The sequence below is a fragment of the Paraburkholderia sp. GAS333 genome (assembly GCF_050435665.1).
Taxonomy (GTDB): domain Bacteria; phylum Pseudomonadota; class Gammaproteobacteria; order Burkholderiales; family Burkholderiaceae; genus Paraburkholderia; species Paraburkholderia fungorum_A.
Window position 1 is genome coordinate 908962 of sequence record NZ_JBNDKS010000003.1, and the last position, 24537, is coordinate 933498.

The 24537-nt window shown below is 61.1% G+C and carries 25 protein-coding genes; 11 read left to right on the top strand and 14 right to left on the bottom strand.

Going from position 1 to position 24537, the window contains the following annotated elements; translation table 11 throughout:
* The first annotated feature begins 204 nt into the window (after window positions 1-204).
* From ABH945_RS19810 to ABH945_RS19820, 3 genes are all read left to right on the top strand, one after another.
* On the top strand, window positions 205-864 hold the full coding sequence (locus tag ABH945_RS19810; RefSeq protein WP_429251636.1) for a nitroreductase family protein: 660 nt from the start codon (window positions 205-207) through the stop codon (window positions 862-864).
* Between the two features lie 171 nt (window positions 865-1035).
* Window positions 1036-1515 (top strand): hypothetical protein, encoded by a 480-nt coding sequence (locus tag ABH945_RS19815; protein WP_074770553.1) that lies wholly within the window; start codon window positions 1036-1038, stop codon window positions 1513-1515.
* 12 nt (window positions 1516-1527) lie between these two features.
* Window positions 1528-2349 (top strand): hypothetical protein, encoded by an 822-nt coding sequence (locus tag ABH945_RS19820; protein ID WP_429251637.1) that lies wholly within the window; start codon window positions 1528-1530, stop codon window positions 2347-2349.
* Between the two features lie 16 nt (window positions 2350-2365).
* On the opposite strand, the gene ABH945_RS19825 is transcribed toward ABH945_RS19820, so the two are convergent.
* The 5 genes from ABH945_RS19825 to ABH945_RS19845 form a co-directional block, all read right to left on the bottom strand.
* Entirely contained in the window at window positions 2366-3064 is a 699-nt protein-coding gene (locus ABH945_RS19825; RefSeq protein WP_429251638.1) for a 4'-phosphopantetheinyl transferase family protein, read from the bottom strand.
* 83 nt (window positions 3065-3147) lie between these two features.
* On the bottom strand, window positions 3148-4482 hold the full coding sequence (locus tag ABH945_RS19830; protein WP_429251639.1) for an MFS transporter: 1335 nt from the start codon (window positions 4480-4482) through the stop codon (window positions 3148-3150).
* Between the two features lie 143 nt (window positions 4483-4625).
* Window positions 4626-4862: a DUF2783 domain-containing protein gene (locus ABH945_RS19835; protein WP_429251640.1), complete on the bottom strand. Its 237-nt coding sequence runs from the start codon at window positions 4860-4862 to the stop codon at window positions 4626-4628.
* 54 nt (window positions 4863-4916) lie between these two features.
* Window positions 4917-6629 carry an FAD-dependent oxidoreductase gene (locus ABH945_RS19840; protein WP_429251641.1) on the bottom strand — a complete coding sequence of 571 codons (1713 nt, stop codon included), beginning with the start codon at window positions 6627-6629 and terminating at the stop codon, window positions 4917-4919.
* A gap of 47 nt (window positions 6630-6676) precedes the next feature.
* Complete coding sequence (locus ABH945_RS19845) at window positions 6677-7636, bottom strand: MBL fold metallo-hydrolase (RefSeq protein WP_429251642.1); 960 nt, start codon at window positions 7634-7636, stop codon at window positions 6677-6679.
* A 267-nt stretch (window positions 7637-7903) separates the two neighbouring features.
* Between ABH945_RS19845 and ABH945_RS19850 the strand changes: the two genes are divergently transcribed.
* Together ABH945_RS19850 and ABH945_RS19855 are read left to right on the top strand one after the other, a co-directional pair.
* Window positions 7904-8764 (top strand): IclR family transcriptional regulator, encoded by an 861-nt coding sequence (locus ABH945_RS19850; RefSeq protein ID WP_429251643.1) that lies wholly within the window; start codon window positions 7904-7906, stop codon window positions 8762-8764.
* Entirely contained in the window at window positions 8761-9681 is a 921-nt protein-coding gene (locus ABH945_RS19855; protein ID WP_429251644.1) for an IclR family transcriptional regulator, read from the top strand. The genes ABH945_RS19850 and ABH945_RS19855 overlap by 4 nt, the downstream gene beginning before the upstream one ends.
* On the opposite strand, the gene ABH945_RS19860 is transcribed toward ABH945_RS19855, so the two are convergent.
* From ABH945_RS19860 to ABH945_RS19870, 3 genes are all read right to left on the bottom strand, one after another.
* A complete protein-coding gene (locus ABH945_RS19860) occupies window positions 9678-10541 on the bottom strand; it encodes a MurR/RpiR family transcriptional regulator (RefSeq protein ID WP_429251645.1) in 864 nt (287 codons plus the stop codon). The genes ABH945_RS19855 and ABH945_RS19860 overlap by 4 nt on opposite strands.
* Before the next feature lie 63 nt (window positions 10542-10604).
* Complete coding sequence (locus ABH945_RS19865) at window positions 10605-11687, bottom strand: ABC transporter ATP-binding protein (protein ID WP_074770582.1); 1083 nt, start codon at window positions 11685-11687, stop codon at window positions 10605-10607.
* Between the two features lie 71 nt (window positions 11688-11758).
* Window positions 11759-12532, bottom strand: coding sequence for an SDR family oxidoreductase (locus tag ABH945_RS19870; protein ID WP_429251646.1), 774 nt, complete (start codon window positions 12530-12532; stop codon window positions 11759-11761).
* 341 nt (window positions 12533-12873) lie between these two features.
* On the opposite strand from ABH945_RS19870, the gene ABH945_RS19875 reads away from it, so the two are divergent.
* The 3 genes from ABH945_RS19875 to ABH945_RS19885 all read left to right on the top strand — a co-directional run bounded on the left by ABH945_RS19875 (window position 12874) and on the right by ABH945_RS19885 (window position 16023).
* Entirely contained in the window at window positions 12874-14106 is a 1233-nt protein-coding gene (locus tag ABH945_RS19875) for an ABC transporter substrate-binding protein (protein WP_429251647.1), read from the top strand.
* Between the two features lie 178 nt (window positions 14107-14284).
* The gene (locus tag ABH945_RS19880) at window positions 14285-15175 is read left to right on the top strand and encodes a carbohydrate ABC transporter permease (protein WP_429251648.1); all 891 of its coding nucleotides are present in this window, start codon (window positions 14285-14287) and stop codon (window positions 15173-15175) included.
* On the top strand, window positions 15172-16023 hold the full coding sequence (locus ABH945_RS19885; RefSeq protein WP_429251649.1) for a carbohydrate ABC transporter permease: 852 nt from the start codon (window positions 15172-15174) through the stop codon (window positions 16021-16023). The genes ABH945_RS19880 and ABH945_RS19885 overlap by 4 nt, the downstream gene beginning before the upstream one ends.
* A gap of 104 nt (window positions 16024-16127) precedes the next feature.
* On the opposite strand, the gene ABH945_RS19890 is transcribed toward ABH945_RS19885, so the two are convergent.
* Complete coding sequence (locus tag ABH945_RS19890; protein WP_074770592.1) at window positions 16128-16421, bottom strand: DUF1330 domain-containing protein; 294 nt, start codon at window positions 16419-16421, stop codon at window positions 16128-16130.
* A 736-nt stretch (window positions 16422-17157) separates the two neighbouring features.
* Here ABH945_RS19890 and ABH945_RS19895 point away from each other — a divergent pair.
* Both ABH945_RS19895 and ABH945_RS19900 read left to right on the top strand, forming a co-directional pair.
* On the top strand, window positions 17158-17508 hold the full coding sequence (locus tag ABH945_RS19895) for a DUF4148 domain-containing protein (RefSeq protein WP_429251650.1): 351 nt from the start codon (window positions 17158-17160) through the stop codon (window positions 17506-17508).
* 243 nt (window positions 17509-17751) lie between these two features.
* Window positions 17752-18753 carry a flippase-like domain-containing protein gene (locus ABH945_RS19900; RefSeq protein ID WP_429251651.1) on the top strand — a complete coding sequence of 334 codons (1002 nt, stop codon included), beginning with the start codon at window positions 17752-17754 and terminating at the stop codon, window positions 18751-18753.
* 5 nt (window positions 18754-18758) lie between these two features.
* On the opposite strand, the gene ABH945_RS19905 is transcribed toward ABH945_RS19900, so the two are convergent.
* Window positions 18759-19520, bottom strand: coding sequence for a glycosyltransferase family 2 protein (locus ABH945_RS19905; RefSeq protein ID WP_074770598.1), 762 nt, complete (start codon window positions 19518-19520; stop codon window positions 18759-18761).
* Window positions 19521-19844: 324 nt separating this feature from the next.
* Here ABH945_RS19905 and ABH945_RS19910 point away from each other — a divergent pair, with 324 nt between their 5' ends.
* Window positions 19845-20993, top strand: coding sequence for a peptidyl-alpha-hydroxyglycine alpha-amidating lyase family protein (locus tag ABH945_RS19910; RefSeq protein ID WP_429251652.1), 1149 nt, complete (start codon window positions 19845-19847; stop codon window positions 20991-20993).
* A gap of 12 nt (window positions 20994-21005) precedes the next feature.
* On the opposite strand, the gene ABH945_RS19915 is transcribed toward ABH945_RS19910, so the two are convergent.
* From ABH945_RS19915 to ABH945_RS19930, 4 genes are all read right to left on the bottom strand, one after another.
* Entirely contained in the window at window positions 21006-21446 is a 441-nt protein-coding gene (locus ABH945_RS19915) for a hypothetical protein (RefSeq protein WP_074770602.1), read from the bottom strand.
* 208 nt (window positions 21447-21654) lie between these two features.
* Window positions 21655-23352, bottom strand: coding sequence for a fibronectin type III domain-containing protein (locus ABH945_RS19920; RefSeq protein ID WP_074770604.1), 1698 nt, complete (start codon window positions 23350-23352; stop codon window positions 21655-21657).
* A 356-nt stretch (window positions 23353-23708) separates the two neighbouring features.
* Window positions 23709-23933, bottom strand: a complete 225-nt coding sequence (locus ABH945_RS19925; RefSeq protein WP_074770607.1) for a hypothetical protein — start codon at window positions 23931-23933, stop codon at window positions 23709-23711.
* Between the two features lie 177 nt (window positions 23934-24110).
* Window positions 24111-24530, bottom strand: a complete 420-nt coding sequence (locus ABH945_RS19930; protein WP_429251653.1) for a hypothetical protein — start codon at window positions 24528-24530, stop codon at window positions 24111-24113.
* Between the last annotated feature and the right edge of the window lie 7 nt (window positions 24531-24537).

The following is a 24537-nucleotide window of genomic DNA, read 5'->3' on the forward strand; positions in this document are numbered from 1 at the left end:
ACGACCGTGAGAATTCGGGTTTCTGCTCGATCCGATGCGCAAATAGGTTTGACTCGCGCCGCGAGAGACACCTCCGGACTCGCCGCTGGACAACATCCCGACAACCATCACGCACCGAACAGGTGCCCTGCAAATGCGAATGATTTGCATTTACCAACAAATTAAGCGATGATTCATCCCACGACATCTTCCGAACAAGCAACCATGACCACGCTCGACCTCAGCCGCGCCGATACCGACACGTCACCGCCCGCCACGGCCCCCGCCGTCGGCGCCGCGACGCCTGAAGCGTCGGCGGTACTCGACGTGCTGCTGTCGCGCCAGTCGCATTGGCCGCTCACGGAACCCGGTCCGGCCGATGCCGAGCTGGACCTGATCGTCGACGCCGCGTTGCGCGCGCCCGATCACGGCAATCTGCGGCCCTGGCGCTTCGTCACGATTCGCGGCGAGGCTCGCGGCGCGCTCGGCGATCTGCTGGTCGACCTCGCCTGCGCACGCGCGCCGGGCGAGCCGCGTTCGGCGCACGCGCATCGTCGGCAGAAGGCTTTTGCCGCGCCCCTGGTGATCGCGCTCGGCGCGGCGCTTTCGGCGCATCCGAAAGTGCCCGAAGTCGAGCAGTTGCTGGCGGGCGGCGCGGCGGCGATGAACATGCTGAATGCGATCCACGCACTCGGTTATGGCGGCTTCTGGGCCACCGGACCGGACAGCTACGAAACGCGTCTGCACGATGCCTTGGGGTTCGCGCCGAACGAACGTCTGCTCGGCTTCCTGTTCGTCGGCACGCCGAAAAACCCGGGACAACCGCCGCAGCGTCCGGCCCGCAGCGCACACGTGCGCGAATGGCTGCCTCCGCAGCTGGCCTAAGTTTCAAGCGAAGTGGGCACTCGCCAGCGTTGGTTTCGACCGATGCCGGCACCCGACGCAAGCCCGGCGTCACCGCCTGTCCGTCGCACGCGTTCTAGCGCTGGCCTGCGACGCGGCTTCCGTTCAACCCGGCCGGCGCGACTCATGGACCGTGTCCAGACAGGAGCATCGATGAACTTCCGCTCTCAATTCAGCAGCCGTCCCGAACTGATCGACGATCATCCGGTCGACCCAGCCGATGCACCCGATCGCACGGTCCTCACCGCCGTGCGCACCTGGTTGCGTCCGGCGTGCGAGACCGCGCGCGGCGGCGTCCACTGGCGCGACATTCTGAGCGGCGTCGGCTTGCGACAGGACGGCATCGAACATTTCGATCTGCTGATGCGCTCGCTGAGACACGTGTCGTATCGTCCGCTCGACATGCGCTGCCGTTGCGCCAGCGATCTCGGCAAGGACGAGGCGGTGATCCTGCAAACCATCGCGCTACTGCAAAAAACGCATAGCGGCGCCGCGTTGCGCATGTTGAGCGAATGGCTGCCCGCGCCCGCCGTGAGCGGCGTGCTGAAGCTGATCCGCTGGTTCGCGATCGATCTGCTCGACGCGGGCGTGGAACTCGATGTGCAGGCGCGCCGCGTCACGTACATGCATTGAGGACGTCAGCCCATGCCCATGGAAGTGGATCTGGCGCCGCTGGCGCCTCCATCCGACGCAGTTATCGCCGATAGCGCCGACTCGCCCCCCGCACCGCTACCACTGGCCAGGACCGCACACGCGATCGCATCGACGCCGGTCCCCGCTTTCCACTCGCATCCGCTGACGCGGCGCTATCCGGGCGGCGTCGCCGCGCCGCGCGCGAACGAGTTGCACCTTTGGCGATTCCGGTGCGAATGGCTGCCGGTGCCGGTTCAGGAAGGCGACACATGGTTGTCGAAAACCGAGCGCGAACGTGCGCGGCTTCATCCGAACGCCGCGCTGCGCAAACGCTTCGTCAGCGCACGCGTGGTGGTGCGATGGATCGTCGGCAATCTGTTCGACTGCGAGCCGCAGCGCGTCGAATTGCAGGACGACGGCAACGAGAAATTGCGTGCGCGTCATCCTCGCGACGGTCGCGGCATCACCATCGATATCGCGTATGGCGGCATCTGGATCGTGATCGGAGTGGCATCGACCACGCTCGGGTTGAGCGTCGTCACGCCGTCGCCCGGCGGCGAACCTGACGAGTCATCCGAAACATCGCGGCGACGCGCGCGTTACAGCAGCCTCTGCAATGCGTTGCGCTACGCACCGGTGGATATCGACGGCGCGCTGCTGTCGGACGATGTATCGAACAGCCTGCTCGAACTCGGTGAGCATGGCGATTGGCACCTGCTCGATCTGCCGATGGGCGGCAAGATTCGCGCTGCGGTCGCGATTGCCGAGCAGGTGACTGCCGTGCACACATTCGGCTGGCCGAAGGGAACCGTGTTCGATCGGCCTTGCAGATGAACAAACTGCGCAGCTTCTAGCTTGAGAACGGCGTCTCCGACCACGCGAGACACGCCGCATACGAATCCGGCGCGGCAAGCCAGTGTGCGGAGATAACGCGCATGTCGTGTGGAATCCGGTTGCGCAAAATCACGCGTGATGCGTCGCGCGGCAGCACGGTCAAATGCTGCAATCCTTCGATAATGCCCACGCCCGTTGTTTTGACCAGCGCTTCTTTCGCGACCCAGGCGTCATAAAACGCCACGTTCTGCTGCGCGATCTCGAGTCCTTCGATCCACGCTTTTTCGGCAGGATCGAGCGTCAGCGGCGCGACCGAACGCCAATCGAATTGAGCACGCCGGTGTTCGATATCCACGCCCACGCGACGCACCGGCGACATCGCGATCAACCCATGCGAACCCGCATGCGATACGTTGAAATCGACGAGAGTCGAATTTGCCAATCGGGGACGGCGGTCTGAGTCGTGTGTAAAACGAACGGCGTGTGGCGCGATGCCGAGACGTCGCGCAAGTTGCTCACGCAACGCGACGCGGACGGTAGCAAAACGCAGCGTATCTTCATGACGAAGATATTTGCGCGCGCGAATGCGTTCGTCATCGCTGAGCGATGAGAAAGCGTCGTTGTCCAGCGACACATGAAAAGCCAGATCGACCCGCCACAACGAAATGTCGGACGGCCCTTCATGAGGTAGCGAAATAGGCTCGATGGAATACATCGCAGAAGTTCGGTTGTGAAACGCGCGCTAAAGAATAAACGCGACTCTAACCTGGATCACGTCCGAACCGGCGATGCCCCTGGTCAAATACGCTGCGCCTCTTTCGGCACGCCGCGCAGCAGCGCGATACCGCTCACGAACAACAATGCGGTCAACAGATACAGCGCGTTATCCATACTGCCCGTATGCGTCTTGATCAGACCGATCACCCAAGGGCTCACGATGCCGCTCGTAATGCCGATGCTGCTGATCAACGCAATGCCCGCCGCAGCCGCTGTTCCCGACAGATAACCCGAAGGAACAGTCCAGAAAATAGGCAATGCGGCGAATATCAACATGGCCGCCACCGACAGAATGGCAAGCATCGCAAGAAAGCTGGTCAGATGCAGCGTGAGCAATGACAGCGCTATGCCGCCGCCGATCGTGCAAACCGCAAAATGCCGGCGACGCTCGCCCTGTCGATCCGAATGACGCGCGATCAGAATCAGTCCGACTGCGCCGACCGCATTCGGAATCACGGTATAGAGGCTGATCGCGAGAACATCGTGAATGCCGAAATCGCGGATCATCAGCGGCATCCAGAAGTTGAGCGTCAACGATGCGCAGGTCAGCGAGAAATAGATAAACGCAAAGAGATAAACCCGTGGATTGCGCAATGCCTGCATGAACGAACGCGACGAATGCGCGTGCTCCGGCGAGCCGTGCCGGCGATCTTCATCACGTTGCGCGATCAGCCGCGCTTTTTCATCCGATGTGAGCCAGCTGGCGTGCTGCGGGCCGTCCACGAGATAGAACGCCGCGAGCAGGCCGAGCACGATCGCGGGCGCGCCTTCGATCACGAACATCCACTGCCAGCCGTACAGGCCCAGCACGCCGCCCATGTCGCGCATGATCCAGCCGGATACCAGGCCGCCGAGCACGCCCGCCACCGCGACGCCGGCGAAGAAAATCGACAGCACGGCTGCGCGCCGCCGCGCCGGATACCAATATGTCAGATACAACACGATGCCGGGAAAGAATCCCGCTTCGAATACGCCGAGCAGAAAGCGCAGCACGTAAAAGTGCGTGGGCGTGGACACCATCATCATGCCGACCGATGCAATGCCCCATAGCAACATGATTCGCGTGAACGTCAAACGCGCACCGAAACGGGCGAGCAGTAAATTGCTCGGAACTTCGCAGAGCACGTATCCGACATAGAAAACAGCAGCGCCGAGACCGTACATCGCGTCGCTGAATCCAAGGTCGTGCTTCATCTGCAATTGCGCGAAGCCGATATTGATGCGGTCGAGAAACGACACCACATAACAGAGAAACAGAAACGGAATAATCCGCGTCGAAACCTTGCGATACAGCAGGTCGTCGTGCGCAGCCGCGGATACGCCCGGCTCTAGCGCGGGGGCGAAAGATTGGCTCATCGGTTATCTCCAAACGTGCGGGTCCAGCGGACCCATTGAGTCCGGCGTCTTGATGCGCCGCTTTCGTGCTTTGGTGCTTCCTTGAATTCGTGCTTGCGTGCTTGATTGCGCGTGACGCGAATGGTCACGCGCGTGCCGCCGCTTCAGGCGGCCAGCGAATGCGACTCCGCGTTCTGAACCACCCTATCGATCACCCCTTCGCGCGCATGCTGCAATGCCTCGATCAGCGTCGCGTAATCGCCGATATGATTCGCGAGCAACAGAATCAATTGCGCATTGGCCGACTGACTCTGCGCATCGTCGAGGTCGCGGTGCATATCGATCAGCGCCTCGTAGAAGTCGTCCGGGCGGGCGAGATTCGGTTGAATATTGAGTGCCATGTGTTTGTCTCCTGCTATTTTTCGCTATTGCGCAGTGCCTGCGTGCGCAGCTCTTCAGGCCGTTCCTTCGACACACAACGCGCGCTTCAATGCGTGCTCGACGGCGCGCGTATCGAGTTGCCGCCACCGTGCGCAAACGTGCTGGTCCGGCCGGATCAGATAGAACGTGCCGTGTGTTGCGTCGTAACGCGAGCTTGCGAGACCGTCGGCGTCGTGCGCGACCTGCACGTCTTCCGGCAACGTGGAACCAACCTGCGCATCGCCGCGCATCACGACAACGAGCTTCAACGGTATCGATCCGGTCCGCAGTGAATTCAATGAAGCGAGCGCCGCCTGATCGACACCCTGATCGCCGCAAAACAGCACGCCGGTAAATTGCTGACCGAGTTGCTGCAACAGCCACGCCGGTTGTTCATTCACCTGCACGGGCGCGTCGACGCACGATGCACCCGGCACCATCGAACCGCCAAAGTTCTCGCGGTCCGCTGTATTCAACGGAGAATCACGCAACACCGCAGGCACGGACAACCGCCCGCTATTCGCCAACTGACGCGCGAACGGATGATGCCGCGCGAGCTTCAGCACAGCATCGCGGAAAACGCGGCTCACAGGACTCTTCGGCGTGATGAAATCGGTGGAACGCGTGGAGTTGCGGATGTTTTCATCGGCGGCAAATTCGCGTTCGCTCGCATACGTATCGAGCAACGCGTCCGACGCCCGGCCGTCGAGCACCATCGCCAGTTTCCATGCGAGGTTCTCGGCGTCCTGCACGCCGCTATTCGCGCCGCGCGCGCCGAACGGCGACACGCCGTGCGCGGAATCGCCCGCGAACAATACGTTGCCGTGCCGGAAGCGCTCCATCCGCAAACACGAAAACGTATAGACGCTGACCCATTCCAGTTCGAACTTCGCATCGGCGCCCAGCAATGCGCGCACGCGTGGAATGACGCGCTCCGGTGTTTTTTCCAGCACGGGATCGGCATCCCATCCCAGTTGAAAATCGATCCGCCATACGTTGTCCGGCTGACGATGCAACAGCACCGACTGATTCGGATGAAACGGCGGGTCGAACCAGAACCAGCGCTCGGTCGGAAAATCCGCTTCCATTTTGACGTCGGCAATCAGGAAGCGATCCTTGAACGTCACGCCTTTGCTGTCGAGTCCCATCAGCCGACGCATTGGACTGCGCGAGCCATCGGCAGCGACGACATAACGGCCGCGCAACGGATACGCACCGTCCGGCGTTTCGACGGTCAGCGTGACGCCGGCATCGCACGAACCCGGTGTGCCGTTCTGCTGCACGCCCACTACTTTGCTCTTCCAGCGAATCTCCAGATTTGGCATTTCCTGCGCACGTTCTAGCAGAAAACCTTCGACGTAGTACTGCTGCAAGTTGATGAACGCGGGCCGGTTATGACCCGCCTCGGGTTGCAGATTGAACGTGTACACGAGTTCGTCTTTCAGGAACACCTTGCCGACATTCCAGCTGATGCCCTTATCCACCATCCGTTGACCGCAGCCGAGCCGATCGAAGATATCGAGCGAGCGCTTCGAAAAACAGATCGCCCGCGAACCGGTGGACAACGAACAATCGTCGTCGACCAGAACGACCGGCACGCCCTGCTGCGCGAGATCGATGGCGGTCACGAGACCGACCGGTCCTGCGCCAACCACGATCACGGGATAGGCCGCCTGTTCGTCGCCTTGCGCGCTTTGCTCACGGCAAGGCTGGTAGTCGAACGACAGCGCCTGGTAGTTGATGCTCATCTTGTGTCTCCATCCGTCTCTGCGTCGCTTTGCGCTTATCGTTGCTGTCAGCCCTGCAGCGCGTCCCACATTTCCTTGTCGCGCTGCGCGGTCCAGATGCGCGGATGCGTGATGCCGCTGGCTTCATCGAAAGCACGCGACACATCGAACGGCAGGCAATGCTCGTAGATGAAAACGTGGCCGAACTTCGGGTCCATCGCCTTGCGCGTGTGCGCCATCGCGGCCTTCAGATCGAGCTTGTCCTTGAACGCTTCACGGCCTGCCTGCAGCAGCGTGGTGACGAAGTCTTTGGTGTAGTCGAGACCTTTGTTCACATCGGCCGGAGTCAGCAGCGCGGGGCCGCGGCCCGGCACCAGCTTCTCCGCATTCAGCGCACGCAGCGCTTCGAGCGTGGCGGGCCACTGTTCGAGTTGCGCGTCGCCGCAGTAGCACGCTGCGTCATATTCGACGAGGTCGCCGGAAAACAGCACCTTTTGCGACGGCAGCCACACGACCGTATCGCCCTTTGTATGACCCGCGCCGAGATGCGCGATGCGCACTTCGAGCTTGCCGAGAAACAGCGTCATTTCCTTGTCGAACACGAGCGTCGGCCACGTCAGACCGGGCACGGTTTCGACACCGGCAAACAGACGCGGAAAGCGTTCGATTTCCGATTTCATATCGGCCTCGCCGCGCTCGACGATCATCTCGTACGTGCCGCGGCTCGCGATCACCTGCTGCGCGCCTTCGTCGAAATAGGCCGACGCGCCGAGCACGCGCACCGCGTGATAGTGCGACAGCACGACGTATTTGATGGGCTTGTCGGTGACGCTGCGGATCTTCGCGATCAGATCCTGCGCCATGGCGGGCGTGGCGGTGGTGTCGACGATCAGCACACCGTCGTCGCCGATGATCACGCCTGAGTTCGGATCGCCCTCGGCGGTGTACGCGTACGCGTTCTCGGACAACTGGGTCCACGTGACTTTCTTGACTTCCAGGTCGGCCTGGGATGCGAATGCCTTTGCCATGCTTGTCTCCGTCGAAGTTGGACGTGAGGCGAGACGGCCGGCGGCGCACCGGCTGGTGCGGGCTGACGATATGGGAGGACTTGTCTCGCCCCGTTTCTGCTCTGTGAATGCGCCGGTGTGTCGGGGTGAATGCATCTTATGGCTGGCCCAGTTTATTTGTCAATGGCGAAATGTATCGCTATACGCAAATTGTACGAAGCCTAAGATGGAGACGGAACTGGATGGCCATTCGGTTAACATGGACCCTTTTTACGGACGGGCGCGGGTGTGGGCAAAGCAGCGAAACCGGCCACCGGCCAAGGCGCGGGCGGCAGCGAGACGACGGACGGCGGTAAGACGCAACGCGGCATCCAGAGCGTGGAAGTGGGCGGCCGCGTCCTGCTTGCGCTCGCGCAGGCGCGCACACCGCTGGCTTTATCCGATCTCGCCAGCGCCGCGCAGATCGCGCCGGGGCAAGCCCATGCGTATCTGGTGAGTCTGAGCCGCCTGGGCCTCATCAAGCGGGACGAGTTGTCGGGGCGCTATGAACCGGGGCCGCTGTCGCTGCGGCTCGGCTTGCTGCATCTGGAGAATCAGCCCGCGTTTCGCGCCGCCGTGCCGCGCGTGGCGGCGCTGGCCGAGGCAATTGGCTTCAGCGTCGCGATCTGTATTGCCGGGCCGCAGGGGCCGACCATCGTGCGCTACGAGCACGCGGGGTTTCCGCTGCACGTCAATCTGCATGTGGGCACGTTGATGTCGCTTCCGGCGACATCGACGGGACGGGTGTTTTGCGCTTATTTGGCCGCCGACGTGCTGGCCCGGATGTGGGCGAATCAATCAGGTGGCCCGGCCAGCAGCGCGATGATTCCGCCCGACCAGAGCGCCGCGTTCCAGGCCACGCTGAACGCGATCCGCACGCGCGGCCTGGAATCCAGCGTGGATGCGCCGAGCCCCGGCATCAGCAGTCTGAGCGCGCCCGTGCTGGATAGCGACGGCCGCCTGCTGCTCGCGTTGACCGTGATCGGCTCGACCGGTTCGATCGACGTCGCCGCCGACAGCGCCACAGCCCGCGCATTGCTTGCCACCGCCCGCGATATCGGCATCGAACTGGCCGCCGCGCCGTCCCTGTTAGCGTCTTCCGCATCGTGACCGATTCTCCCGACCTCTCCCCCCTTTCGTCCGCCGATGCGAAACCGCAGCGCGGTATCCAGTCGCTCGACAACACTGGCGAGTTGCTTGGTTCACTGGTCGCCGCGGCGCGGCCCTTGAGCCTGCGCGATCTCGCCGCCGCTGCCGGCATGCCGCCCGCGAAGGCGTTTCCGCATCTGGTGAGTCTGCTGAAAATCGGCTTGCTCGACCGCGACGCGTCCGGTTGTTTCGCAGCGGGGCCGCTCGCACTGGAGTTGGGTTTGATCGGCTTGCAGCGTCTTTCGCCGACGCGCGAAGCGGAGCCTGAAGTGGTCGAACTGGCGGCATCGACGGGGATGAGTGTCGCGATGGCCGTGCTCGGTCCGCTAGGGCCGACTGTCGTGCGGCTGGAAGAATCGGCGCGGCCGTTGCATGTGAGCTTGCGGGTCGGCACGGTGATGTCGCTGGTGAATACCGCGATTGGCCGCGTGTTTTCCGCCTATGTCGCGGACGACGTGCGTGTGGGTCTGCTGATGCAGGATCATCTGCGGCTCGCGGGTGCCGATGCCGCGGAGGTGTTTGCGGGAAAGACCGCAGCTTCGAAAGCAGGTGGCGGCGTCGTAGCAAACTCGCTCGCACCGCTGACTCAAGCCTACGCGCAGCGCCTCGCGCAGATTCGCGCGGACGGCATCGACACAGCCTTGAGCCGGCCCGTGCCTGGCATCAGCACGTTGGCCGCGCCGGTGCTCGATCACACGGGCAGCATCTGCCTCGTGCTTGCGTTGATGGGTCCAAGTGGGAGCTTCGACAGCGAAACGGCGGGCGGCCCGGCGCAGACCTTGCGCGCGGCGACATTGCGATTGTCGCGCAGATTCGGCTGGATTGCGGCGATAGGCGAACATCCCCGCGAACAGCGTGGCGCAGAGAAAAGCGCCTAATTCCCGGTCGCTTCCGGCTCGTGCGACGCGAGACGCGCCTTCGCATGCCGCATCTTTTCGAGCGTCTTCGGACCTGCTTTAAGCGCGACGCCGATAGCGAGCGCATCCATGATGCACAGATGCACGAGCCGCGAGACGCCTGGCGTATTCGGATCGATCGGACTCGGTACGCGCAGCAGCAAGGGAATATCGACCAGCCATGCCAGCCGCGAGCCGACATTGGTCAACGCGATGGTCGTAGCACCTCGTTCCTTCGCAATCTGGATGCTCTCGTTCACTTCGACGCTGCGTCCCGAATGCGAGATCGCAAACGCGACATCGCCGGGCTCCATCAAACCGGCGTAAAGCCGTTGCAGATGACCGTCGGTAAAAGCCGTCGATGCGATATCGAGCCGTAAAAACCGCAGCGCCGCATCTTGCGCGACCAGTCCCGATCCCGATCCCACGCCAAAGAAAAACACTCGCCCCGCGCTCGATAAAGCCGCAATCGCGCTCTCCACGACCGTAGGATCGAGCGCGCTGCGCGCATGCGTAATGCCGTCGATCGCCGCTTCGCCCACCTTGTCCATCAAGGTCTGCACGTCGTCGTCGCGCGCGACCGCCGTCGACGCATACGGCAGTCCGCCCGCCACGCTTTGCGCCAGCAACATCTTGAAGTCACGCAGACCATGCGCGCCGATCGCGCGGCAAAAGCGCGTGACCGAGGGCTCGGACACCTCCGCGCGCTGCGCGAGTTCGGTGATGCTCGCGCGCATCGCGAAATCGACGTCGCTCAGCACCATCTCGGCGACCTTGCGCTCGGCGGGCCGCAAGCTGACCAATGCGTTGCGGATGTGGGGAATCAAGTTCGGTGCGGACACCCGGTGTTCCTTAAGGGTTAAATGAATCCGCGTGGTGCGCAGCCTTTATCGGCAACACGCGGTTCAGACCAGCCTGCGTCCGCTCTCCGTATCGAACAGATGAATATGCTGAGCCGGAAAACGCAGCGTGACACGCTGGCCCGGCTCGACGCTCGAGCGCTGGCGAGTCGTCACGCACCACGTATTGCCGCCAATTTTTCCATACAGATGCGTTTCCGCGCCGGTCGGCTCGACCACGTCGACATCCATGGCCGCGTCCGGCGCGGCCGTCATGGTCTCGATGTGTTCGGGCCGCACGCCGAGCGTCACCTTCGCGCCGACTTTCGCCGAGGCAGGCGTGCTTTCCAGCACGATCTCGCCACCATCTGCGAGTTTCAGCGCGAGACCTTGTCCTTGCGCGCGATTCACGATCACGCCTTCGGCGAAATTCATCGACGGAGAGCCGAGAAAACTCGCGACAAACAGGTTCGCAGGACGATCGTAAAGCTCCAGCGGACGCCCCATCTGCTCGATGCGCCCCGCGTTCATCACGACGATGCGGTCGGCCATCGTCATCGCTTCGATCTGATCGTGCGTGACGTAAATCACCGTGTTTTTAAGCCGCTGATGCAGCGCCTTGATCTCGGTACGCATCTGCACGCGCAGCTTCGCGTCGAGATTGGACAGCGGTTCGTCGAACAGGAACAGCGACGGCTCGCGCACCACCGCACGCCCCATTGCCACCCGTTGCCGTTGACCACCCGACAAAGCGCGCGGCAGGCGGTCCAGATAGCCGCCCAGGTTCAGCATCTTCGCCGCAGCTTCGATACGCGGCTTGAAACTCTCCGAGGATTCCTTACGAATGCGTGGCCCGAAGGCGATATTCTCGTAGACCGACAGATGGGGATAAAGCGCGTAGCTCTGGAACACCATCGAGATATTGCGTTGCTGCGGCGCGAGCGTATTCGCGCGCGTGCCGCCGATCATCAGATCGCCGCCGCTAATCTCTTCGAGCCCCGCCACCATGCGCATCAGCGTGCTTTTACCGCAGCCGGACGGCCCGACCAGCACGACGAACTCGCCGTCGTCGATGTCGAGATCGATGCCGTGCACCACCTGCGTGTCGCCATAGCGTTTGAAGATGCCGCTCAGTTGCACTGCTGCCATGCTGTCCTCATCGTCTTGCTGCGTTTGCGTTGCGTGGTTCGTGTATCAGGCGAAATTCGCGTGATACCGGTTCAAAGCGATTCGAGTGTCAGTTCTTCGGCCATCAACCGGTTGCCCGCCATCAGGCCGCCGTCGACAGGCAACATGACACCGGTGATGACGCGCGCCATTGGCGAGGCGAGAAACAGCACGGCGTCGGCAATGTCGTCGGGCGTGGCGAAATCGCGTAGCGGGTACCACTTTTTCAGATCCTCGAACACCTTCGGATTCTTGTCGACACGGGCCTGCCACGCCTGCGTCTTCACCGTGCCCGGACAGACGATGTTCGCGCGAATGCCGTAACGGCCCAGCTCGATGGCCAGCGCTTTCGTGTAGCTGATCAGCCCCGCTTTCGCCGCGCTATACGCGGGATGACCGAGCGCGGCGAGTCCGTTCACCGAGCCGATCAACACCAGCGCGCCGCGCTGCCGTTCGATCATCGACGCGCGCACCGCTTCGACCGTGTGATACGTGCCGTTCAGATTCAGATGAACGTCGCGCTGCCAGGTGGCGACGTCGGTCGTGGCGAGCGTCAGCCCTTGTGCCGCGCCCGCGTTGGCAACCAGCACATCCACCGGGCCGCGCAACTTCACCGCTTCGGCCACCGCGTGCTGCACCGCGGCGGCATCGCCGAGATCAGCGACGACCGGTGTGACATGGGCGTCGCCCAGTTGCGCGGTCAACGCATTCAGCGCGGCCGCGTCGACGTCGAGCGCCAGCACCGTGTCGCCCTGCTCGACGAAACGCCTGCACAACACGCTGCCGATGCCACCGCAAGCGCCCGTTACCAACACCACACGATTCATGTCCGCCTCGCTCCTCGACCTTCGCCAACCGGCGCCGGATTAGCGTGTAAATTTCCTACAAACGCGAAGTTCACTGCTTGTCTAGTCATCCCGAAGTTTGGGTATGCGTGACATTGCGTTATGCAGAATACCCCTGCTTTACAGCATCTTATGCACAAAACGGGCTGAGAAAAAATATGGCAGACCCTACGTGACAAGCAATTTTGCGTCATGTAGGATTTTTTCAAACAATTCACCCCAAGCGGCCGGCGACGGCAGCAGACCACCCCACCATCGTTGAGTTGATGGGACCGGAAAAAAGCGCTCAAGCGCCGACTCCGGCCGACACAGGAGAGAGAGAAATGTCGTTGCATGCCCGTGCTTCCCTCGCGCTAGGCAAAGTCGCCGTCGCGCTCGCGTTTGCAGGTATCGCCGTCGCGGCTCACGCCGACACGGTTCGCGTGACCGTCGCCCACTACAGCGATGCGACCGCACCGTACTTCGAAAAAATGGCCCGCAATTTCGAAAAGGCCAACCCCGGCACGACGATCAAGATCGAAGACGTGAACTGGGACACGCTGCAACAGAAGCTGCAAACGGACATTTCAGGTAACGCCAACGCCGACCTCGCGATTGTCGGCACGCGCTGGCTACTCGACTTCGTGAAGGACGACGTGGCCGAACCGCTCGACGGCTACATGGACGCGAGCTTCAAGAACCGCTTCATCGGTCCGTTCCTCGCTCCTGGTCAGATCAACGGCAAGACCTACGGTCTGCCGATCGCCGCTTCGGCACGCGCGCTTTACTACAACAAGGATCTGCTTGCAAAAGTCGGTTATCCCGACGGCCCGAAAACGTGGAACGACGTGATCGACGCGTCGAAGAAACTGAAGGCGCAGGGTATTGCGGGCTTCGGTCTGCAAGGCAAGGAAATCGAAACCGACGTCTACTATTACTACGCGCTGTGGACCAATGGCGGCGACGTGGTCGGTAAGGACGGCAAGGCAGCGTTCAATTCGCCGGCCGGCATCAAGGCGGCCACGCTGTACAAGTCGATGATCGATCAGGGTCTGACGCAACCCGGCGTGACCGGCTACAGCCGTGAAGACGTGCAGAACCTGTTCAAGCAGGGCCGCGTCGCGATGATGATCTCGGCACCGTTCCTCGCGAAGCAGATCAAGAAGGAAGCGCCGAATCTGAAGTACGGTATCGATCCGATTCCAATGGGCACGACGCACGCCACGTACGCCGTGACGGATTCGATCGTGATGTTCAAGAACTCGAAGGTGAAGAAGTCGGCGTGGAAGTTCCTCGACTATCTGTTCACCAAGGAACCGCGTGTCGAGTTCACGACGACCGAAGGCTTCCTGCCGACCACCAAGGCTGAAGCAACGGACCCGGCGTTCAACGACCCGGACACCAAGGCGTTCGTCGCGTTGCTGCCGACTGCCCACTTCGCACCGACCGTCACGGGCTGGGAAGACACCGCGAAGGCCGTGACCGATGCAATGCAGTCGGTCTATCTCGGCAAGGCGCAACCGGCCGACGCGTTGAATGCGGCGGCTACCCAGGCGAACAAGTCGTTGGGTCATTGAACCCTGCGGTGATCTATTCGTGATTGTGTTTGTCTTTGTCTGAATACGGAACGCGCGCCGCCATAGACCAGGGCGGTGCGCGTTTCGGTCGTAATGCACTAGCTGCACTCGTTGCACTATCCGGCCCATCCCGTCGCGCCCACTGACTAACGCGGACGCGTCTTACGATCGAGCACGCATGAGCCGTTCCGCTTCTTCGCGCCTGCAAGCGCCCTGGTTGCTGATTGCGCCGAGTTTGATACTGGCGCTGTTCATCATCAGCTATCCGATTTTCAACATCGTGTGGCAATCGCTGCATGAGGTATCGCGTTTCGGCGCGATTCGCGACTTCACCGGTCTGCAGAATTTCCAGACGATTTTCGACGACCCCATATTCCTCGCCTCCGCCCGGCGAACGATTGTCTGGACCATCAGCGTCGTGGGCGGCACAGTGCTGATTTCCGTGCCGGTAGCCCTGGTGCTGAACCAGGATTTCTATGGACGCGGCGTAGCACGCACCATCGTGATGCTGCCGTGGTCCGTCTCGCTGACCATGACCGCCGTGGTCTGGCGCTGGGCCTTCAACGACGACTACGGGATGGTCAACGTCACGTTGCAGAGACTCGGGCTGATTAGCGGCCCGATTCACTGGCTCGCCACGCCCGAACTCGCGTTTCCGGTCGAGATCGCCGTCGGCATTCTGGTGTCGATTCCCTTTACGGTGACGATTCTGCTCGGCGGTTTGTCGTCGGTGCCGGGCGATATTTACGAAGCCGCGCGCATGGACGGCGCGAGCGCGTGGCAGCAGTTCCGCAAGCTGACCATGCCGTTGTTGAAGCCGTTCATCAACATGACGATTCTGCTGAACGTGATCTACGTGTTCAACTCGTTCCCGATTATCTGGGTGATGACGCAAGGCGGCCCCGACAACAGCACGCACATTCTCGTCACGTATCTCTATGAGCTTGGTTTCCGGCTGGGGCGTCCCGGCGAAGCAGCCGCCGTCTCGCTGATCATGCTCGTCATGCTGTTCGTTTTCTCGATCGCTTATCTGCGCCTGCAGCCCGCGAAAGAAGGAGATCCGTCATGAGCCTCAGCGTCAAGATGAAGCGCTCGTTGTGGTGCTGGCTCGCGTTGTCGCCACTCGTAGTGGTCGTATTGTTTCCGTTCGCGGTGATGTTGTTCACCGCGTTGAAACCGGCTTCGGAAATCTTCGTCTACCCGGCGCGCTGGTTGCCCGTGCATTGGCAATGGCGCAATTTCGTCGATATGTGGGAAGCCGCCAACTTCGGCGTGGCGCTGCGTAACAGCACGATCATCAGCTTGCTGTCCACGGCGCTCGCGCTCGCGGTGAGCCTGCCGGCCGCTTATGCACTAGCCCGCTTTCCATTTCGCGGACGCGGTTTGTATCGCCAGTTTCTACTCGTCACGCAGATGCTGTCGCCGATTCTGCTGGTGGTCGGTCTGTTCAGGCTTGCCGCAATGATTCCGTTTGGGGACGGCAATCTGGTCGACTCGAAGATCGGCGTGATCGTGTCTTACGCGGCGTTCAATATCGCGTTTGCCGTATGGATGCTGTCGTCGTACTTTCAGACCGTGCCACGAGATCTCGAAGAGTCGGCGTGGCTCGAAGGATGCGGGCGCACCCGGGCGGTGTTCAAGGTATTCCTGCCGCTGGCGGTGCCGGCAATTGTCGTGACCGCGATCTTCACGTTCATCAATGCATGGAATGAATTTGCCGTTGTCTATACGCTGATCCGTTCGCCGGAAAACAAGACGCTCACGGTGCAGGTGACGGATATGGTCGCGGGGAAATACGTCGTCGAATGGCATCTGGTGATGGCCGCTACGCTTTGCGCCACCTTGCCGGTTTCGATTGTGTTCGCCTGGCTGCAGAGGTATCTGGTGAAGGGCCTGGCTTTGGGAGCAGTTAAGTAAAACCTGCGTAACGCGCGGCAAACAGGTTTTGTTCTGCCGCGCGCTTTGCATTCATTCGAGGGCGCCCGCTATCACCCGGGGCGCCCTTATTCCGATAGCGCGCGTTATTCCGTGCCGCGCACAATCCGCAGATCGCGCTCCACACCGTCGCCCAGCGCTTCGAGCGCCTTCTTGTACGCGTCGCTTTCGTAAGCGGCGACCGCCTGTTCGTAGGTCGCAAACTCGATGACGACCGTCCGCTCTTTCAAGCCCTGCTCACGCGCTTCATCCGCCACACCGCGCACGATGAATTTGCCACCGGCAGCGGCCACTGCCGGCGCGGCGAGTTGCGCATAGGCGGCGAGTTTCGCCGCGTCGTTCGTCTTGCGATAGCTGGTTACCCAATACCCTTTGCTCATTTGAATCTCCTTGTTCTTCGGTTCGGAAGCTGACGCTGCCGACATAGTAGCAAAGAGAGATGGTGCGGTTCGGTGGCGCGGGCATTCGTGCCTGAGCGGAGACGATCGTACTTTTTCGGTCGCGATGCGCGAGGTTTCTGCAATCGCTCCCTTCATAGCTGTTCGGGCAAACGCCCCTTGTTCCGTCGCGTGACGTAGGCCTGTATCGACCGCCTGGCCGGGGGAGGCAGCAATAAGCACGTACCTTCTACCCCATGTTGTCAGCCGTTTGTATGGCGGCTCGCCCAAGGCATCACGCTGACGCTGTCAAAAAAAATTCATGGCATCGAAAAAATTGGGAATAAAAGGAAGCCTCATCGTGTTTGACCATACGTAGACAGCAGCAAACATCCGGCTTGCCGATTCAGGCAAAGCCTTCGAATGCCGCTCCAGTCTCAGACGGACCGTATCCAGGCGCACGAACAGCTTCACCTTGCACTCACGCGTACGGCGATCTTCATCATTAATTAGTTAGGCATCCGCAATGAAACTCAAATTTCTCACCTTCGCGACAATGGCGCTCTTTGCTTCGATTGGCGTCATGACTCAGGCTTCGGCAAAAGAACACAAGCCGACGAATACGCAACAGTGTGTCGGCCCCGCTGGTTATTGCACGCCATATTTCGGTAGCTAAACACGCCGCATTGTCTCGGCTATTTCTACCAGTCAACTCATCCCGTTTAAAGGAATTTCCATCATGAAAAAAGCTCTCGTTTGTTTCGCTCTCGCTGCCGGCGCATTGGCTGTTCCCGCTCTGAGCTTCGCTCAATCGAATGCACCGCTCACACGCGCTGAAGTGCGCGCCGATCTGATCCGCGTCGAACAGGCGGGCTACAACCCTTCGACGAGCGACGACGCCAACTATCCCGCCGATATCCAGGCTGCCGAAGCAAAGATCGCCGCGCAGGATAGCTCGCAAACCACTCAGTCCGAATACGGCGGCATGCCCCAGAATGGCAACTCTTCTTCCGGCAAGCCCGAACGCATGCAGATGACGCCGGAATGCGTAGGCCCGGTAAGTTTTTGCAATCCTTTCTTCGGTAGCTAATCGATGCATATATAGAATCCTGCTTCGCTTGTTCCACAAGCAGGATTCCTACTAATTTGTTGAGCAATAGTCCCGCAAGCAGATTATCGCCCTCCTTGCACTAACCGCTCATCACACCACCCCAGCGCAATCAAGCCCAAAAATTTCCTGACACATACCCCGGACACCGCCCCGACACTTTTCCGACACACGTATGTCGTAACGTTCGAGGTTTGCTCCGACGGACCTGCTCAGGACACTCCTTTGACGAAACCGCTTGCACTCGGTGCGACCATTTTGCTGGCCATCATCGGCGTCGGCTTCGCCATCGGTGCGCCGTTTCTGTTGGGCTCTGATGCCATCGTGGCCGGACTGCAGGCTGCGTCGCCTCATCTCATCGTCATGCTGGCCGCGAGTGCGCTCGTCAGTGCAATGGCCAAAGCAGGCAAGCAGCAATTGATGCAGACCGCGTTGGGCCTGCACATACGGTTTCCGCGCACGCTTGCGATCACCTTCGTCACCGATGCGGCGTTTCTGGGCTCACCGTTCGGCGCAGCGGGATATGGCGTGAATCTCGGGCTATTGCAACGCGCCGGCGCGTCGTGGACCCAGGCGACCACCGTCGTCAGCGGCGACCAGGCGCTCGATCTCGCCTTCTTTGCAATAGCAGTGCCGGTTTCGATCGTCTCTTGTATCGGTTTGGTGAGCGGGCTGATTGCGCCGATGTCGCTGCAAGTCGCGGCCTGCGTTTCGCTTGGCGTTATCGCGCTGGCATTCGGCATCTGGCGATACCGGCGACAACTCGGTGCGAGTGTTCACCGCGTGCTCGAACGTGTCGGCATAAAAAATGAGCGCCCCGCGCAGTGGCGCGCGTTCGTCGTCAACGTGCGCCAGCAATGGACGCATCTACTCACCGGACCACGCTGGCAACTCGCCGTGCTGCTTCTGCTGACCACGACCCAATGGCTGCTCCGCTATGGCGCGTTGTGGTTCATTCTGCTTCAGTTGGGTTATGCGCTGCCGCCGGGCTTTGTCGTGGCCGTCCAGGCGCTGGTCCTGCATGCCGCGCTGTGGACCGGCATTCCCGCTGGCGGCGGTGGCGGCGACCTCGGGCTTGCCGCCGCATTCGGCTCATGGGTACCGCGAGCGGCAGTCGGAACCGCCCTCATACTCTGGCGATTCGCAACACTATTCTGTCCGCTGGCGTTGGGAGCCTTCGGCATTGCGGCTTTGGCGCTCGTTCGCGTCGGCACCAAACGCGCGTAAGCGGATTATTGCGGCGTGTCTGGAACGCCCCTCATGCGAGTCGCAAAAGACACGCGCCCATGCGCGACCCTCAGGCGCGATAACCGTACCGTCTGCGAGATCAATGCAAGCGGATAGACCACCCGCAGCAGGTCGGCAATCATCCGCCATTCCGCGCGAACGCCGCGCCAATAGCCGAGCTTTTCGGTCTTGCGTGCCTGGGTGACATGCGGCCAATGCGTGACAGCAATTCGCAGGCGTCGATCGATGATCAGGCGGTTCATAAACACTTCGATGCCGAAGCGTGGCAGCGCGCGAATCTGCACGACCGACTCCTGCAACAACGCCTTCCTGACCACGCGCTCGCCCGAAACGAAGTCGAGGCCGATAGCACGAAAAATCGCGAGACTGTTCTGCCGCAGGCTGATGCTGACATCCGCGCGGCCTGTAATCACGGGGGCCGCGAGCGCACTAATATGCTCTGTAGCAAGCCCTTTGAGGTCGGCGTCCAGCAGCATCAGCAGATCACCGCGTGCGGCGGCGATGCCATCCATCATCGCTGCGCTTTTGCCGCCGTTCGTGGCGCGCGCGATCAGACGTACGGAAGGAAACTGTTTGACGATATCGACCGTGCCGTCGGTGGACCCGTCGTCGACGACAATGACTTCGCCCAACGCCGCATGCATGGCGGCGACGGCGAGTACTTGCCCGATGCGAGGCGCTTCGTTATATGCGCAGATGATGCACGAGATGAATTGCGAACCGTATGCAGAGGAGCTGGCGGTCATAGGCAAATGAAAGGTGTGCATTGAACGCTATAACTGTTACGTCATGCGCAATGAAAGGGTATTAGAGTCGCTGCCCATCATACGCGAGCGTACCCACTACTTTTGTGACCCGGCGTGAATCGCAAAGACGGTTCGCAAAGATCGTGCCGCCACTCGGTCCGCTTGAACATGATCATGCAACCATGGTCGCCTCACTTCGAAACCTCTCATACATCCACGCGAAAACCAGCTTAGCTATTAAGCGTTTTGTGCACTACGATTGCCTTTGCATGTGACGAGCCCGTGTACGCCGATCACGTCACAGCCCACAAAAGGAGACATCGAATGAGCGAACACTATGGGTCGTTTTGTCCGTGTTGTGGAAGTACAGAGCATCGGGCAATGAGCCGCCGCATGTTCATGAGTCTGATCGCCGGCTCCGCTGCGGCACTCGCCATGCCCACCGCTTTTGCCGATGCACAGGACGTGCCGTCGATTGCTTACGACTCCGTTGCCAACCCCGTTCTTTTGCCGAAAGACACCTATCTGGGCGAATGTTCCGGTGTCGCGCTCAATTCGCGCGGCCACATCTTCGTACTGTCTCGCGGCAACACCAGCGGGCCTGCCTATGGCGCAGCGGCCGCACAGCTTCTGGAGTTTTCGCCCGACGGACGCTTTATCCGCGAGATCGGCCACAACCTGTACGCGTGGTCGTTCGCGCATACCGTCAAGGTGGATCGGCAGGACAACATCTGGGTGACGGACAAAGGCTCCGACATGGTGATCAAGTTCACCCCGGATGGACGCGTCGCGATGGTATTTGGCCGCAAGCAGGAGGCCGCCGACGAAGAAACCGGGCCGCTCAAGCATCCCAATCCGCCGCTGCCTTCCGAACCCGGCCGCTTCCGTCAGGTGACGGATGTGGCGTGGGACGTCGCAGGCAACACGTATATCAGCGACGGCTATATCAACTCGCGCGTCGCCAAAGTGGATCGCGACGGCAACTGGATCAAGTCATGGGGCGACCGTGGCACGGGTCCGGGACAATTTCATACGCCGCACAGTATTGCGCTCGATGCGCACGACAACATCTACGTCGCGGATCGCAGCAACCGGCGCATTCAGGTGTTCGACACCGAAGGTAATTTCAAACGGCAGTTCACGATCGACGTACCCGTGCCGCCCGACGCGCGTCCGGCAATCGGCAACATGCCCGACGAAGCGGCCATTGCAGCGGGCACGTTTGCGCCGGGCTCACCGTGGGCCATCTGCATTTCACCGGGACCGAATCAGGTGCTCTACAGCGCCGACGCATTCCCCGGCCGCATCTACAAGATGACGCTCGACGGCAAGGTACTCGGCGTACTCGGCAAAGCAGGCAAGCAGCCGAAACAGTTCGGCTGGATTCATCAGATGGCGTGCCCATCGGAGAATGTTCTATTCGTCGCCGAGCTGTTGAACTGGCGCGTGCAGAAGCTGATTCTGCACGCGTGATTCACTCGCCGCTCAGTCGTAATGACGTGGCTTGTGATGACGGTTGCGGGAGCGGTATCCACGAGAATAATCGTTCGAATACGAGTTGGAACGCGAGATGTTGCCGCCCAGCGCCGAGCCCGCGCCGCCGCCCAATGCCGCCCCGACGAGACCGCCTCCGCGACCGCCCATGGCATTGCCGGCCGCCGTGCCCGCACCGCCGCCCAGCGCGCCGCCGATGATCGCACCCGTGCGCTCGCGCCGGTTCGACGTGACCGCGCCGCCTGCGCCGCCGCCGACCGCACCGCCGATCACCGCGCCGGTGCTGCCGCCCACCGCGCCGCCCAGGGCCGCGCCCGCGACGCCGCCGAGCGCACCGCCGAGCATGTTGTTCATATCGCCGGCCATTGCCGACAACGACGCTGCTGCGGTGAGTGCCGCCACAGCGACCATCCGGATGAATCTGTTCGACATATCGAGGTAGTTTTGTTTTTGAGACGGCGCGAGTATAACGACGTTTTTGAAAGCCCGTTGTAACCGCCTCGCAGGACCTCGGTAAGACGTGTAACAAAATGAAGCGACTCGACGCCAGGGGATTGACGCGCCGCGCGAAAAGCAAAATCGCGGGTCATCGAATGACGATGGCCCGCGATTGATTGCTTATTTAACGCGTATTACGTGTCTATCCGCGGCGTTTCTTTTTCAGCTCGATCGTTTCGAACAGTTCATAGTTCGGCGTTGGTGTCTGATCGGCGCCGGGTGCGTGGTAGTAGTTCATCGTGATGCTCGTCTCGCCGCCCGGATGACCCGGATCGTGATCGAACACCGCAATGCCGTAGCCCGTGCCGGTGTCGCGCTGCGCCGACCAGATTGCATCTTCGACGGCATCCGCACCGGCTCGCACGAACGTGCCTGCGGTCGTTGTCGATGCAACGGGGCGGTTGGGCCGCGTGAAGATGCGTGCTTGCGGCAAACCCGTGCCCGCATCGACGCCATACACGTCGAGCGGCGCACTCGTGCCGCCGCCGCCGAGGATCAGGTGAATCGTGCCGTGGCTCGTGTCGAATGTCGACGCCCCCGCCGATACCGCCGACATCACCGGCTTCGGCTGCAACGTATCGACCGGACGCCCGGAGGCGATGTCGGTGCCCTTGTTGTGATTGCAACCGCGTACGGGATAGCTGCGCTCGTAGTCGTGATCGTGCCCGCAGAGCACGAGGTCGACGCCGTAACGGTCGAACAGTGGCAGCCACGCTTCGCGCAGGCCCTTGTCCGAGCCGTTGCCCGTCTGCGACGAACTCAGCGCGTCCTGATGCATCTGCACGACGATCCAGTCGATGTCGTCGTCCTTCGATGCACGGCTCAGCACGTTTTCCAGCCAACGCGTCTGCTCGCCGCCGCTATATCCGCGCACATAGAGCGAGGTGCCCGGTTGAATCGGCGGATTGCCCGTGCTCGCGGCCGGCACCAGCGGTGCCGGACCTGCGACGAAAGCGGCCGCGTCCTGATAGACGACGTCGTCGGCATCGAGCGAAACGAAGAGCACCGAGCTCACGCGGAAGGTGTACCAGCGCCCCTGAAAACGCGTGTGATTATCCGGCAGCGTATAGCGCGCGAGATACGACGCCAGGCCCTGTTCGCCGTTATTGAATTCGAGTTCGTGATTGCCGGGACATGGCATCCACGGACGATTCGCCGCCGACGTCTGTGCGTTATTGCCGAAGTCGCGCCACACTTCAGGCTGTTGCGTCGGGTTCAGATTGGCGTAGCAGAGGTCACCGTTGAGCAGGTGAAACAGCGGCTGAAAACGCTCGACTGCCTGCACCGCGAAGCGGCTTTGCGGCGACGACAGAACCCAACCGGTATTCGGCGTGGCGAGATCGCCGTAGCTCGTCCAGCGAAACGGCTTGCGGCCGTGCGGCGCGGTGCGGAAGCTCGCGGTGAAAGGTTGACCCGCGTTGCTGTCGTTCTCGGCGGTCACTTCGTACTGGTAATTCGTGTCCGGCTTCAGATCACGCAGACGCGCGTGATAGGTGAACACGACCTCGCCGTTGAGGCCGTCGGTATAGGTGCTTTGAATCGCGTGCACCGTTTGCCGACCGCTGTCTCCCCCGCTGATGCGCACCAGCGGCTTTACGGCCGGCGCCAGCGATGCCCACGACACAATAACCTCGCTGGCCGGGTCGTTGCCCCAGGTCAGGTGGATTTGCTCGGGCGTGCCGTCAGGCGTGCTGCTGCCCGCCCGCGCCGCCGATGCAAGCGTGCCCGCCGCCGTTGCCAGACTGGACGCGCCGGCGAACTTCAAAAACCCTCGACGCGAGACAATGGATGCGCCCTGATCATCAGTTGCAGAAGGACTGGTGACTTTTCTGTTCGACATGTCTTGTGTTCTTGTAGTGGGGTGGAAGAACGCCAGGACCTGAGCGGCGTGCATCGTGCACGGCCGGACGAGTGCGTGACGAAGGTTTCCAGCGATCCTAGCTGCGAAGCTATGACATCCAGATGAAAGAAACGGATACGCCAGGGCTCAGGATCACAGACAACAGAACAGAAAGAGCATTGCTTGAGTGGCAGGCAAAGGCTGCCGGATTGACAGAAACGTGCGGGTATTCAGAATTTTTTGCAGCGACGAGACCGACAGGGAATCGCAAGGAGGCCGCTGTTTAGCGTTTTCAAATTCACGCTTATACGACTCAACGGCCGACCTTGCGTGTACTACGCGTACCCGGCTCTTTTTCAGGTCTGCGGATTGGTATTGTCGTCCGACGCCTGGACGTTGTCGGCTTGCTGCGTGTCGTCGTCTTTCTTCTCGATCATCGATTCGAGCTTGCCCGCGCCTTCAAAGCCGGCAATCGCGGCGATGCCTTTGGTCAGAAGACCGGCTTCCGGGTCCACTTTTTCAGCGGCTTCAACGGCAGCGATTGCTCCCGCGATCTTTCCTGCTTCGTCCAAAAGTCCCATGTCGCTCTCCGTGAAAATAGTGAATTTGCATCCTCTCACGAAGTCGACGCGATGTCGCGGAAAGTAAAACCGAATTAATGATGTGATGCAGCCGCGAGGGTTCGCGCTTCGAACGAAGTCTGTAAGCACGGCGAAAGCGTGAGCGTGATCCCGAAGCTCTTAAGATGCTCGATCCGGCTAACGCGCGGGCGGCTGTGGATTATTCGCCGGATTGGTATCGAACCTGGAAACGCGCGTAATACCATTGGCGGCGACCAGCTTAAGTAGCTCCTCTTCCAATGCATCCGTCACGCTCTTTTCATACACCTCCGCGCCGTTCACATAGACCGTGAACGATTGCAGATACTTCGCTTTCTTCTCCGGGTTCTCAATGGTTTCGCGAGTCCACTGATAAAGCGGATAGTGTTCCGTTCCGAGCCTCTCTGCCTCGCTCACGTAGTCGGCGAATGCATCGAATTGACACTTCAGTGAAGCGTTGTGCCGGCGCAAAATATCCTGGAGCGCGGGACGGGTCGTGGCAGTCGCATCTGCACGCAAGGCTTCTGCGAGTTCGGGCGAAACAGTCAGCCTCAACTGAAATTGCAAAGCCGCGTTCATGCTTGTC

Excerpts from the sequence above, each read along its gene's own strand:
- ABH945_RS19810 (WP_429251636.1), top strand. The coding sequence starts at position 205 with ATGACCACGCTCGACCTCAGCCGCGCCGATACCGACACGTCACCGCCC.
- ABH945_RS19815 (WP_074770553.1), top strand. The coding sequence starts at position 1,036 with ATGAACTTCCGCTCTCAATTCAGCAGCCGTCCCGAACTGATCGACGAT.
- ABH945_RS19820 (WP_429251637.1), top strand. The coding sequence starts at position 1,528 with ATGCCCATGGAAGTGGATCTGGCGCCGCTGGCGCCTCCATCCGACGCA.
- ABH945_RS19825 (WP_429251638.1), bottom strand. The coding sequence starts at position 3,064 with ATGTATTCCATCGAGCCTATTTCGCTACCTCATGAAGGGCCGTCCGAC.
- ABH945_RS19830 (WP_429251639.1), bottom strand. The coding sequence starts at position 4,482 with ATGAGCCAATCTTTCGCCCCCGCGCTAGAGCCGGGCGTATCCGCGGCT.
- ABH945_RS19835 (WP_429251640.1), bottom strand. The coding sequence starts at position 4,862 with ATGGCACTCAATATTCAACCGAATCTCGCCCGCCCGGACGACTTCTAC.
- ABH945_RS19840 (WP_429251641.1), bottom strand. The coding sequence starts at position 6,629 with ATGAGCATCAACTACCAGGCGCTGTCGTTCGACTACCAGCCTTGCCGT.
- ABH945_RS19845 (WP_429251642.1), bottom strand. The coding sequence starts at position 7,636 with ATGGCAAAGGCATTCGCATCCCAGGCCGACCTGGAAGTCAAGAAAGTC.
- ABH945_RS19865 (WP_074770582.1), bottom strand. The coding sequence starts at position 11,687 with ATGGCAGCAGTGCAACTGAGCGGCATCTTCAAACGCTATGGCGACACG.
- ABH945_RS19870 (WP_429251646.1), bottom strand. The coding sequence starts at position 12,532 with ATGAATCGTGTGGTGTTGGTAACGGGCGCTTGCGGTGGCATCGGCAGC.
- ABH945_RS19875 (WP_429251647.1), top strand. The coding sequence starts at position 12,874 with ATGTCGTTGCATGCCCGTGCTTCCCTCGCGCTAGGCAAAGTCGCCGTC.
- ABH945_RS19880 (WP_429251648.1), top strand. The coding sequence starts at position 14,285 with ATGAGCCGTTCCGCTTCTTCGCGCCTGCAAGCGCCCTGGTTGCTGATT.
- ABH945_RS19885 (WP_429251649.1), top strand. The coding sequence starts at position 15,172 with ATGAGCCTCAGCGTCAAGATGAAGCGCTCGTTGTGGTGCTGGCTCGCG.
- ABH945_RS19890 (WP_074770592.1), bottom strand. The coding sequence starts at position 16,421 with ATGAGCAAAGGGTATTGGGTAACCAGCTATCGCAAGACGAACGACGCG.
- ABH945_RS19895 (WP_429251650.1), top strand. The coding sequence starts at position 17,158 with ATGAAAAAAGCTCTCGTTTGTTTCGCTCTCGCTGCCGGCGCATTGGCT.
- ABH945_RS19905 (WP_074770598.1), bottom strand. The coding sequence starts at position 19,520 with ATGACCGCCAGCTCCTCTGCATACGGTTCGCAATTCATCTCGTGCATC.
- ABH945_RS19910 (WP_429251652.1), top strand. The coding sequence starts at position 19,845 with ATGAGCGAACACTATGGGTCGTTTTGTCCGTGTTGTGGAAGTACAGAG.
- ABH945_RS19915 (WP_074770602.1), bottom strand. The coding sequence starts at position 21,446 with ATGTCGAACAGATTCATCCGGATGGTCGCTGTGGCGGCACTCACCGCA.
- ABH945_RS19920 (WP_074770604.1), bottom strand. The coding sequence starts at position 23,352 with ATGTCGAACAGAAAAGTCACCAGTCCTTCTGCAACTGATGATCAGGGC.
- ABH945_RS19925 (WP_074770607.1), bottom strand. The coding sequence starts at position 23,933 with ATGGGACTTTTGGACGAAGCAGGAAAGATCGCGGGAGCAATCGCTGCC.
- ABH945_RS19930 (WP_429251653.1), bottom strand. The coding sequence starts at position 24,530 with ATGAACGCGGCTTTGCAATTTCAGTTGAGGCTGACTGTTTCGCCCGAA.